Here is an 11,687-nt window from a genome sequence, read left to right as displayed (position 1 = left end):
CTCGGGGGGAGACGGGGGCTCGGTCTCGGATTCCTGACCGTTGCCCTTCCACAACACCGGCGGCGTATAGACGAAGACGTGTCCGCATTCCTCTTGGCAACACTCGAACGAGGTCTCTCCGGCCATCACCAGAGCGGCGTCAACACGGTAGCGTGTTTGACACGCAGGACAGGCAACTACCACACCATCCCCTCCACCAGAGCGACCCATTGTATAGAAAGAAGTGCAGAAAAATCAACTACATTGACGGCAAGTCACAAGAGAAACTATAATAGTCCGTATCCAGCCCTCAACGGAAAGAGGTGTGATTCTGCTAGCTATCGTGCGTCTTGTCTGTATCGCCCTGAACACCGTCTTGTGGAGCGTGCCGGTGCTGTTGCTCGCGCCTCTCGACGCCTACGCTCAGCGCGCGGCCCGCTGTATCCGGTTCTGGGCCAGGGGCAACCTGTTCATCTGTGGGGTCAAGGTTGATGTTCGTGGCCGGGAACAGCTCGACCCCGGACAAGCCTATGTATTCATCGCCAACCATCAGAGCATGTTCGATATTGTGGCGGTCATGGTCAGCCTCGACGCCTTCCAGCTACGCTGGGTCGCCAAACACGAATTGCGCAAGGTGCCGCTGTTCGGGCTGTGCATGACGAGCACCCATCAGATTCTGGTCGACCGCCAGAGCCGCAGCCAGGCGGTGGCCACCATCCGTAAGGTCAAGGCGCTGCTCCAAGCCGGGATTTCCGTCCTGTTTTTTCCGGAGGGGACCCGCAGCCAGGACGGCAGCCTGCTGCCGTTCAAACCTGGCGCCTTTGCCGTTGCCGTCGAGACCGACAGCCCGGTTGTGCCGGTGACAATTAACGGCGGGGCCGATATTCTCCCCTCGGGCAGCTGGAAGATTCGGTCCGGGCGGATGAGTGTCGTCTTCAGCCCGCCGATTATCAGAGATCCGTCTATGGCCAAAAAAACCGCCCGACAACAACTCCTCGTCCAGGTCGAAAAAGCAATCGCCCAACACCACACGCCCCCTGTGGCTCGGCCTACGCCGCCGGCCTCTGCCGAATACCCGGAGCCCATGCGGCTCGTGATCGGACACGCCTATGAGTGAGGGCCAGCTACGTATCATTCCCCTCGGCGGCCTGGGCGAGATCGGCCTCAACTTCATGCTGATCGAATACCGCCCGGCCGAGGGCGGTCGTCCGAGCGCGATTGCCGTGGACTGCGGCCTGATGTTTCCCGAGCAGGAGATGCTCGGCATTGACGTGGTGATCCCGGATTTCAGCTATCTGCACCAGCACTACCACCTCCAGGCGGTCATCTTCACCCACGGCCACGAGGACCATATCGGCGCCCTGCCGTATTTGCTCCAGGAGTTCGATGTGCCGATCTATGGCACGCCGTTCACCCTGGGGCTGATTCGCGACAAGCTGGCCGAACGGGGCCTGCTTGAGCAGACGACTATCCACGAGTTTCGTGCCCGCCAGGAGTGGCAGGTCGGGCCGTTTCACATTGAGGGCATCCCGGTCACCCACAGCATTGTGGACGCCTCGGCCCTGGCCATTACGACTCCCCTGGGTACGATCATCCACACCGGCGATTTCAAGATTGATCATACGCCGATTGACGACCGGCAAACCGACCTAGCGCGTCTGGCCGAATGGGGGGAACGCGGTGTCCTGCTCCTGCTGGCCGACTCAACCAACGTCGAGCGTCCGGGCTCAAATCCCTCGGAGCGCAGCCTGACCCGGCCGCTCGAAGATATTATCGCCCAGTCCCAGGGCAAGGTCCTGGTCGCCACCTTTGCCTCTCACATCCACCGGATTCGCCAGGTCATCGACCTGTCGGTCAAACAGGGCCGGGCCGTCGGCGTGGTTGGCAAGCGGCTGGTCGGCAATATCGGCATCGCCCAAGACACCGGACATTTGTCCCTGGGGTCGGATATCCTGATCGACATCGGACAGCTGGCCGGGCGCGATCCGCAAACCGTGACCCTGCTGACTACCGGCTCCCAGGGCGAACCCATGTCGGCCCTGTCGCGGATCGCCGCCGACGCCCATCCCCAGGTCCGGCTGGCTGCCGGCGACACGGTGGTCCTGTCGTCGCGGGTCATTCCCGGCAACGAACGCACAATTGCCCGGCTGCTCAACCATCTGTCGCGGCGCGGAGCCGATCTGTTTTACGAGGCGATCTCGTGCGTCCACGTCTCGGGTCATGCCTGTCAGGACGAGCTGCGGCTGATGCTCAACCTGGTCCGACCGCGCTATTTCGTCCCCATCCACGGCGAATACCGCCATCTGGTCCGCCACGCGGCCCTGGCCCGCCAGGTCGGGGTTGAGCCGGACCAAGTCTTTTTGTTGGAAAACGGCCAGGTCTTGGAAATCGATCGTGAGGGCGCGTTTCAGACCGATCCGGTGCAGGCCGGACGGGTGTTTGTCGACGGTCTGGCCGGCATTGAGGAAGAGCTGATACGTGATCGTCGCCATATGGCCAGCGACGGCATCGTGGTCGCCGTCCTCAGCATTGCTCAGCACACCGGGGAGCTTGTCAGCGGACCGGAGCTGCTGTCGCGCGGGTTTTTAACCGTCACCAACGGCGAGGGCTTGCGCGAGGCCAAGGATGTCGTGCGCAACACGCTCAGCGAGCTGCCGCTGGAGTCTCGGACCGATATCGGCACGGTCAAAGAGCAGGTCCGGCTGTCGCTGCGGCGCTATTTTCGCCGCACCCTGGGGCGCCGGCCGGTTGTCTTACCGTTTGTGACCGAGATGTGAATGTGACCGAGATGTGAATGTGACCGAGATGTGAATGTGACCGAGATGTGAACGAGATGTGAATGTGACCGAGATGTGAATGTGACCGAGATGTGAATGTGACCGAGATGTGAATGTGACCGAGATGTGAAGAGGAGGTGAGTGCGGTGGCACGACACACACAGTCCGGCCAACGTTCCCTGGGCTATGAGATCGGCGGAGTCGCCCTGATTGCGGTGGCGATCTTTTTCGGCCTCGCTTTGTTGTCCTACCAGCCGGATCGTCCCCAGACCAATCTCGTCGGCATCATCGGCTATCTGCTGGCCGACCTGCTGTGCTCGGCGCTGGGCAAAATGGGCTATGCCCTCCCTGCCCTGGCCGTGTACACCGCAGGCCTGCAGTTCCGGCTGTGGCGGTGTACAGCCGCGACCTCCCAAGCCGTGTCGCTGGGCGTCTTCGGGCTGGCCAGCACGGCCCTGTTATCCCTGTGGTACGCGGACCGATCGGCGGTCTATGCCGGCGGCTGGATCGGAGGCTGGCTGGCCGTGTCTCTCCGTACCGGCTTGAACCAGCTCGGCGCCTATCTGGTGCTGATCCCCGTTCTTGTTGTCTCGCTGATGGGGATTTCGCGTCTGTCTTTACACGCCCTGGGCTGCCGGCTGCTGATAGGCGGCCGGTTTGTGGGCGACTGGTGTGGGGTCGGGCTGCGGCCGCTGGCTGCCGGGTTGCGGCCGCTGGCGACCACGCTGTGGTCCGGGCTGCATCGGCTGCCGGCCGTCATTCCCAGTCGACGGCAGGGCCACGTCGCGGAAGCCGAGACATACGCGGACCTCGAACCCCGCTTTGTCGCTTCCGAAACACAAGCACACACGCCCCCGCCCGCCAAAAAGGCGGCGTCCAGACAGGCCCGCAAGCCTGCCAAAGACCAGGCCCCGCCTGTACAAGAACAAGCCCCGCCGCCGATCATTATCAACCGGCCGCCACCTCCGGCGGCGTCCAAAGCCGGCCGCTCGCGCTCGGCCGCCCGGCCAAGCCCGGCCACGGTGCTTGATGACGAAAAACCCTATCGCCTGCCCGGCCTCGATCTGCTCGACCCGCCGCTCGAATCCCGACTCAAGGTCGACGAGGCAGCCCTCCACGCCAGCTCTCAGGTTCTCGAGAGCAAGCTCAACGACTTTGGCGTCAAGGGAAAAGTCGTGGCGGTGCGGCCCGGCCCGGTCATCACGACGTATGAGTTCGAACCCGCCCCCGGGGTCAAGGTCAACCGGGTGGTGTCGCTGGCCGACGATTTGCAGATGGCCCTGCGGGCGGTGTCCGTCCGCATCCTGGCTCCCATCCCGGGCAAGGCGGTTGTCGGCATTGAGGTCTCGAACCCAAACCGCGAAAAGGTCTATTTGCGAGAGATTCTGGACAGCCCGGGCTTCCAGCAGACCGAATCGCCGCTCGGCCTGGCCCTGGGCAAAGATTCGATCGGCAATCCCATCGTCGCCGACCTGGCCCGTATGCCGCATCTGTTGGTGGCCGGCGCCACCGGGACCGGCAAGTCGGTCTCGCTCAACGCCATGATCATGAGCCTGCTGTATCGGGCCAGCCCACGCGATGTGCGCTTCATCATGATCGACCCCAAAATGCTGGAGCTGTCGCTGTACGAAAACCTGCCCCACCAGCTGTCGCATGTGATTACCAACCCCAAGGAAGCCGGCGCGGCGCTGCAGGAAGTCGTGCGGCGGATGGAGTATCGCTACAAACTGCTGCGGGACAAGGGGGCGCGGAATATCAGCGCCTATAACCGCAGTCTGGAGCACGGCGCGCCCAGTCCGAACGGCGTCATCAAGCTGACAGAGGTGGTTGAGGATGAGCTGGGCGAAGACGCGGCCGGGCCGGGCCGGGCCGACCTGGCCGCCCCGGCGCCAGCCGCCGATTCACACGACGACGCCATGGTTCACCAGCGTCTGCCCTACCTGGTCGTGATTGTCGATGAGTTGGCCGACCTCATGCTGACCGTTGGCCGCGAGATAGAAGAGCCGATTACCCGTTTGGCCCAGATGGGCCGGGCCTCGGGTATTCACCTCATCCTGGCCACCCAGCGTCCCTCGGTTGATGTGATTACCGGCCTGATCAAGGCGAATTTCCCGGCCCGTGTGTCCTTTCAGGTATCTTCGCGGATCGACTCGCGGACGATCCTGGACGCGGCCGGGGCTGAGCGCCTGCTGGGCGCCGGCGACATGCTGTTCCTGCCGCCGGGTAGCGCCAAGTCGCAGCGCATTCATGGCGCGTTTGTCTCCGAACCGGAGATCAGCAAGGCGGTCGGGGCGATTAAGAAACAGGCCAAGCCGGTGTTTGACTCCGAGCTGGTCAGCGCCTTGGAAAAGGCCCGCAGCACCAAGAGCCTTGAGGCTGCCGATGACGACACCCAGGACGAAATGTACGAGCAGGCCCGGGAGCTGGTCATCGAAAGCCGTCAGGCGTCCATCTCCTGGGTCCAGCGTCGCCTGCGGGTCGGCTATAACCGCGCCGCCCGCATGATTGAACGCATGGAGCGCGAGGGGCTGATCGCCCCGGCCGCGGAAGCCGGCAAACCGCGCGAGGTGCTGGTCGAGGCTGCGACGGTTGAAGAGTGAAGACAAACGCACCGAACGCACCCCTAATGAAATGGTATTGGCTCCTGCTCAGCCTGACACTTGGGCTGTGTCCGCTCTTGCTGGCCGCTGAACCTGCTCGATCAGCGCCGCTCACGCTGACCGAGATCGTTGCCCGGCTCCAGGCCCGGTATCAGGAAACCCAGGGCTTTCAGGCCGATTTTGTCCAGGAGGTCGAGTCCGCGACCCTGGGCTACACGCTGACCTCTGAGGGCCGGGTCTTCTTCAAGAAACCGGGCAAGATGCGCTGGGACTTCCGCCAGCCGGTGCAGCTGCTGGTCTCGGACGGGACGTTTTTGTGGTTGTACCAGGCGGCCGAGAAACAAGTCGTCAAGACGCCGTTTCACCAGGCTTTTCGCTCGCATACCCCGATCTCTTTTCTGACCGGGGTGGGACGCCTGGAGGAAGACTTTGCAATTAGCCTGCGGGAGACGGCCGACCAGACCTATGTGCTGAGCCTCGACTCCAAGCACGATGCCGAGGCGGTCGGGCGGCTGACGCTGGCGGTTGACACCACGACCTTCGATATTGTCCGGGCGACGGTCAGCGACCCGCTGGGCAATATCACCCGTTTGCGGTTTCGCAATATCACCCGCAATATCCCGCTTCCGGACAGTCTGTTTCAACTCGACATCCCGGACGGTGTTGATATTGTCGAGCCCCTGCCTCTGTCCTGAGTCCCCACGCCCGAACCCGCCCCCGGCGTTCGGGCGGCCGCAGCTTGACCCGTCCCCCAAAGTTGCCTAGACAGGAGGCAGCACAAGACTGGAGGCTATTGTATGGAATCGCTCCGAGGCAAGGTAGCCATCGTGGGTGCGGCCGACACCGAGGTCGGCGTCGTTCCCGACCTGAGCGCTACCCAGATGTATGTCAAAGCGGCCAAGCTGGCGCTCGAAGATGCGGGTATCACCAAGGACGATGTTGACGGGCTGATCACCTGCAACTCGTGGGTTGAGCCGTATATGTACCACGCCGAGATGATTGCCGAGTATATGCAGATTTTTCCCCGCTACTGCCTCAACGTGGCGACCGGCGGGGGCACGACCCTGGCGATCATGCAGCACGCGGCCACGGCCATTGCCACCGGCGTGTGCAACACCGTCCTGATCACCATGGCCGACAATATGCTGTCCGGCCTGTCGCGTGACAAGGCGATCGAAGCCATGTCAACGGCCGGCCACGCCCAGTTTGAGCGACCCTACGGTCCGCCCATTCCCGGCTTTTACGCCCTGATCGCCCAGGCCCACATCCACGCCTACGGTACTACCAGCGAACAGCTGGCCGCCGTGTCGGTGGCGTGCCGCAAACACGCCTCGCTCAACCCGGCCGCCCAGATGCGCGACCCGATCACGGTTGACGACGTGCTGAACTCAAAGATGATCGCCGACCCTCTCCACCTGTTGGACTGCTCGGTGGTCTCGGACGGCGGCGCGGCGATTATCATGACCGCAGCCGAGCGGGCCAAGGACTTCCGTCCGCAACCGGTCTATGTGCTGGGCATTGGCGAGGGCCACTCGCACGAACATATCAGCCAGGCCCACAACCTCACCACCTCGGCGGCCAAGGAGGCCGGAGAACGGACCTACGCCATGGCCGGTCTGGGTCCCCAGGATATCGACGTGGCCGAGCTGTACGACTGCTTTACGCCGGTCGTGCTTGTCGAGCTCGAAGACCTGGGCTTCTGTCCCAAGGGCGAGGGCGGACGGTTTGTCGAAAACGGACGCATCGAGCTGGGCGGCGAGCTGCCGGTCAATACCCACGGGGGTCTGATGTCCCACTGCCATCCGGGCCACCCCGGTTCGATGTTCTCGGTCACCGAGGCCGTGTTGCAGCTGCGCGGCGAATGCGGGCCGCGTCAGGTCCAGGACGCCGAGGTCGCCCTTGTCCATGCCCAGGGCGGCATCATGTCAACCCACTGCTCGATGATTGTGGCAAAGGAGAGAGGCTGATGGCGGCGTTACCGGAAAAACCGATTCCAGAACCGACCCGCGAGACCCAGCCGTACTGGGACGGCTGCAAAAACCACGAGCTGCGGGTCCAGAAATGTCGGGCCTGCGGCCATCACCAGCTCTACCCGCGCATCTACTGCACCGCCTGTATGAGCGAGGACGTCGAGTGGGTCACAGCCTCGGGCCGGGGAACCGTGCTGTCGTTTACCACCGTCCATCGGCCGGTGACCAAGGCGTTTGCCGAGGAGGTGCCGTATGTGGTGGCCCTGATCACGCTCGACGAAGGCCCGCAGATGATGAGCAATATCGTCGGCTGTCCGCCCGGGCAGGTGCAGATCGGCAAGACGGTCGAGGTCACCTTTGAGGACTGGACCGAGGAGATTTCGGTGCCGAAGTTCAGGTTGGTTGAGTAGGCTCGGCAAAAAGGAGGGCTGCAATGAAACCGGTCGGTACGGGTCAATACACCTATGAGGTAATAGAGCAGTGGGGCTCCCTGCCCGCAGGCATGAGCTTTGGTCCGATGAGCGCGGTGGCGGCAGACTCTCAGGGCCGTATCTACGCCTTCCAGCGCAAGGACCCGCCGGTTCTGGTCTTTGATCGTGAGGGCACGTATCTCGACTCGTGGGGCGACAGCGCGATCGCCGACCCGCACGGGTTCTTTATCGGCCCGGACGATGTCGTCTACCTGACCGACCGCGACGACCACGTGGCCCTGCGCTTCACCCTGGACGGCAAACCGCTGGGAGTGCTGGGCCACCGAGGCCAGCCGTCTGACACCGGCTGTGAGGAAGACGGCGGGCGGGTCGTGCGCGCCGCCGGTCCCTTCAACAAGCCGACCGAAATGGTGGTCGCTCCGTCCGGCGAGCTGTACGTGACCGACGGCTATCGCAACAGCCGGGTCCACCGCTTCTCCGCCGACGGGCGGCTGATTGACTCGTGGGGTAGCCCGGGCAAGCACGCCCCGGGGGAATTTCACCTGCCGCACAGCCTGTGGATAGACGAACGCGGCGAGGTGTATGTGTGCGACCGGGAGAACAACCGCATCCAGGTGTTCAGCCCGAGCGGGAAGTACCTGACCCACTGGGACGACATTCACCGTCCGACCGATATCTACATGGACGCCCAGGACAGGGTGTACATCAGCGACCTCAAGCCGACCGTGACCATCATGGACAAGCAGGGGACGGTTATTGCCCGCTGGGATTCGCCCATGGGCCATGGTCTGTGGGTGGACCCGGAGGGGGATATCTATCTGGCCGACGTGATGGGCAAGCGCATCACCAAGTACGTGCGGCAGCGCTAAGCCCCGCCAGTCAGGGCTGTTGGCGAGGCGCGCTGGCGCCGGTGGACAGATCACGGCGCATGCGGATCGCGGTTTCGCGGCCGGCATAATAGCCGGGAATGGACGCGATGGCTCGATAGCCGAGCCGTCGGTAGAAGGCCTGGGCCGTATCGTTCGTGGCCCGCACCTCCAGGGTGATACACAACAGGCCGCCCGTTCGGGCGGTTTTTTCCAGCCAGGCGAGCAGCCGCCGGCCCAGGCCCAGGCGTCGATAGGCCGGATCAACAGCCAGCAGGTTCAGGTGCGCCCGCTCGGCATGGAACTGCATGATCGCAAAGCCGGCCAGGCGGCCCTGGGTCCAGGCCGTCAGCACGGCCGTTTCCGGCTCACGGATGGCGTGGGCGACCCGTTGCGGGGTCCAGGACCAGGGCAGGCCGGCTTCGACCAGATCGCGTGACATCAGCGCGATACGTCTGGCGTCAGCCCGGCGGGCCAGTTTCAGCTCCAGGCTGTGGTGTGTCGGAAAGCTTCCCATACCCCGCGTATCAGCCGGCTCTGAGCACCTGCCCCGGTGTCGCCCCGGTATGCTGGCCGTCTTCCAGGATCACCTGACCGTTCACAATCACCGTGTGTATGCCTTCCGCCTTTTGGATCAGGCGCGGCTGTTGGGCCGGCAGGTCGTACACGGTCTGGCGGTGTCCACCCCGAATGCGGTGGCGGTCGAAAATCACCACGTCAGCGGCCAGACCGACATGCAGGCGGCCACGGTCACCCAAGCCCAGAACCTCGGCCGGTCGTGAGGTCAGACGGGTGACCGCTTCGTCCAGGCTGAGGACTCCTGTGTCGCGGACCCAATGGCCTAGCAGATAGCTGGGGAAGTCGGCGTTGCACAAGGAGGTCAAGTGTGCGCCGGCGTCGGTTTCGAGTAGCGTGTTTGGATCCTTGAGCATCTGTCCCATGGGCTCTTCAGCCATATCCGCAGCCCAGTAGGTGAACTCCGTCTGGCACTCCTCGGCCACACACAGGTCCAGGTAAGCCTCAAGCGGGTCGGTACCGGCCTGGTCGGCAATCGCGGTTATGGTCTGGCCTTCGAGGTGCTTGTGTTGCGGCCGCTTTGCCTCCCTGACCAGCACGTTTTGCCAGCCGGTAAAAAAGGCGGCGCCTTCCAGCTCGGCGCGCATGGTCCGGCGTCTGGCCGGGTCGCGCAGGGCGGCCGTCTTTTCCTCAGCGGCCAGAAACATGACCTCCCGCCAACTCGGCAGATGGGCAAAGACCGGAATGAGCTTGTGCCAGTTCATGAAGGTCTCAAACGGCCGGCAGCCGATCTGGGGATGGAGGCGCACCCCCTCGCGTTGGTTGGCCTGGGCGACCTGGGACAGAATGAACAGCGAGCGGCCGGGATAGGTGGGCAGATAGCGGACCGAGGCCCAGGTTACCGGCCGGCCGGAGACTTTGGCCAGGGCGACCAGGTCGGGCAGATCGCCGGCCTCATGCTCGCCCTCGGGCAGGACCATTTTGGCGGTGATTTCCAGCACCCCGCGGCCGGCTTCGCCCACGGCCCGGCCCAGCGTCAGCAGTTCCGGCAGGTCGGCATAAAAGCTGGGCACGGACTGTCCCTCGCCGTCAACGTGGAGGGGAATCCGGGACGAGGAAAAGCCGAGCGCACCGGCGTGTATGGCTTCCAGCACAATCTCCCGCATGCGGGCGACCTCTTTGTCGCTGGCCAGACGTCGGCAGTCGGCTCCCATGACATACCGGCGTACGGCCGAGTGGCCGATATAGCAGCCGATATTGATCGCCTTGGGCTGCCGCTCAAGCGCGGCCACATAGCCGGGAAAATCCTCCCAGCTCCAGACAATGCCTTCTTGCAGGGCTTGCAGCGACATGTCTTCGACCACGGCCAGGGTCCGGGTCAGATAATCCCGATCCTCGGGCCGGCACGGGGCCAGGGTAAAGCCGCAGTTGCCGGTCACCACCGTGGTGCTGCCGTGCCACGAGGACGACGAACACAGCGGGTCCCAGAACACCTGGGCGTCGTAGTGGGTGTGGATGTCAATAAAGCCCGGGGCGACGACCTGCCCGGCCGCGTCGAGCGTGTGGCGAGCCTGGCCCGAGATGGCGGTCTCGATCGCGGCGATCTTGCCGTCCCGGACCGCCACGTCCCCGGCAAATCCCGGTGTTCCGTTCCCATCAACGATCCACGCGTTTTTGATGAGCAGATCAAACATGACGGACTCCTTGTGTGACCAAGAGTGGACCCCGGGTCCTGAATACAGACGACAGGGACTCAGGCTTTCGGTCAGGTTTTCTCGCGAAAATGCGGCATGACCTTGGCCGCGAACAGCTCCATGCTGCGCATCACCTGGCTGTGCGGTACGCTCCCGCCGGGATTGAACCAGCAGATCATCCGACCCATGCCAAACTCTTCGTGCAGCGCCTGCAGGCGCTCAACGCAGGCCTGGGGCGTTTCAAAGATGCCCATCACCTCGGCGACCTTGTCGTAGGTCATCCGCCGCACCCGCTCCAAGACCTCTTTGATGCGGCTCGATTCGGGCCCCAGATTATCGCCCTGCAACGTGTAGATGGAGGAGACCGATTGCAGGAAACGCCGGATACTGGGCTCCAACTCCTGGCGAACTTGGCTGTCGCTGTTGCCCACGTAGAGCGGGCCGAGCAGAGAAATATCTTCGGCCCGCGCCTCGGTATGACCGGCCGCAGCCCGCGCCTGATGGTAGACCGGAATCAGTTCGCGCATTTTCGCAAACGGATTCACCTGCGAGGCGACAAAGATGGGATAGCCCAGACGACCCATCAGCTCGAACGTGTCCAGGCTGTTGGCCGCCGCCCGGATGGGCGGGTAGGGCTGCTGAACCGGCTTGGGAACGACCGCAATATCGTCCACGCTGTAGAACTGGCCGTGAAACGACACCCGCTCCGAGGTCCAGGCCTGGCGGATCATGTCGAGCGCCTCCATCATCCGCCCCCGGCTCTCTTTCTGGTCGATACCGAAACCGCTGAAGTGACTGGGGATGGAGCCGCGTCCGATCCCAAACTCGACCCGGCCGTTGCTGATCACATCCAA

The 11,687-nt window shown here is 63.6% G+C and carries 11 protein-coding genes; 7 read left to right on the top strand and 4 right to left on the bottom strand.

Going from position 1 to position 11,687, the window contains the following annotated elements:
- A partial coding sequence (locus tag J4F42_12555; GenBank protein ID MCE2486339.1) for a zinc-ribbon domain-containing protein occupies positions 1-183 on the bottom strand: 183 nt, incomplete at its 3' end.
- Between the two features lie 121 nt (positions 184-304).
- On the opposite strand from J4F42_12555, the gene J4F42_12550 reads away from it, so the two are divergent.
- The 7 genes from J4F42_12550 to J4F42_12520 all read left to right on the top strand — a co-directional run bounded on the left by J4F42_12550 (position 305) and on the right by J4F42_12520 (position 8,626).
- The gene (locus tag J4F42_12550) at positions 305-1,096 is read left to right on the top strand and encodes a 1-acyl-sn-glycerol-3-phosphate acyltransferase (GenBank protein ID MCE2486338.1); all 792 of its coding nucleotides are present in this window, start codon (positions 305-307) and stop codon (positions 1,094-1,096) included.
- Positions 1,089-2,756 (top strand): ribonuclease J, encoded by a 1,668-nt coding sequence (locus tag J4F42_12545; GenBank protein ID MCE2486337.1) that lies wholly within the window; start codon positions 1,089-1,091, stop codon positions 2,754-2,756. The genes J4F42_12550 and J4F42_12545 overlap by 8 nt, the downstream gene beginning before the upstream one ends.
- Before the next feature lie 146 nt (positions 2,757-2,902).
- Positions 2,903-5,356, top strand: coding sequence for a DNA translocase FtsK 4TM domain-containing protein (locus tag J4F42_12540; GenBank protein MCE2486336.1), 2,454 nt, complete (start codon positions 2,903-2,905; stop codon positions 5,354-5,356).
- Positions 5,357-5,382: 26 nt separating this feature from the next.
- Positions 5,383-6,051, top strand: coding sequence for an outer membrane lipoprotein carrier protein LolA (locus tag J4F42_12535; GenBank protein ID MCE2486335.1), 669 nt, complete (start codon positions 5,383-5,385; stop codon positions 6,049-6,051).
- A gap of 102 nt (positions 6,052-6,153) precedes the next feature.
- Entirely contained in the window at positions 6,154-7,323 is a 1,170-nt protein-coding gene (locus tag J4F42_12530; protein ID MCE2486334.1) for a hypothetical protein, read from the top strand.
- Positions 7,323-7,736 (top strand): Zn-ribbon domain-containing OB-fold protein, encoded by a 414-nt coding sequence (locus tag J4F42_12525; protein MCE2486333.1) that lies wholly within the window; start codon positions 7,323-7,325, stop codon positions 7,734-7,736. Before J4F42_12530 ends, J4F42_12525 begins: the two co-directional genes overlap by 1 nt.
- 23 nt (positions 7,737-7,759) lie before the next feature.
- Positions 7,760-8,626, top strand: a complete 867-nt coding sequence (locus tag J4F42_12520) for a hypothetical protein (GenBank protein ID MCE2486332.1) — start codon at positions 7,760-7,762, stop codon at positions 8,624-8,626.
- A gap of 10 nt (positions 8,627-8,636) precedes the next feature.
- On the opposite strand, the gene rimI is transcribed toward J4F42_12520, so the two are convergent.
- The 3 genes from rimI to J4F42_12505 all read right to left on the bottom strand — a co-directional run.
- Positions 8,637-9,140 (bottom strand): ribosomal protein S18-alanine N-acetyltransferase, encoded by a 504-nt coding sequence (rimI, locus tag J4F42_12515; protein ID MCE2486331.1) that lies wholly within the window; start codon positions 9,138-9,140, stop codon positions 8,637-8,639.
- 10 nt (positions 9,141-9,150) lie between these two features.
- The gene (locus tag J4F42_12510; GenBank protein MCE2486330.1) at positions 9,151-10,833 is read right to left on the bottom strand and encodes a D-aminoacylase; all 1,683 of its coding nucleotides are present in this window, start codon (positions 10,831-10,833) and stop codon (positions 9,151-9,153) included.
- A 71-nt stretch (positions 10,834-10,904) separates the two neighbouring features.
- A partial coding sequence (locus tag J4F42_12505) for an LLM class flavin-dependent oxidoreductase (GenBank protein ID MCE2486329.1) occupies positions 10,905-11,687 on the bottom strand: 783 nt, incomplete at its 5' end.

Source organism: Desulfurellaceae bacterium (genome assembly GCA_021296095.1).
Classification (GTDB): Bacteria; Desulfobacterota; Binatia; order Bin18; family Bin18; genus JAAXHF01.
This window is presented reverse-complemented; position numbering and strand designations above follow the sequence as displayed.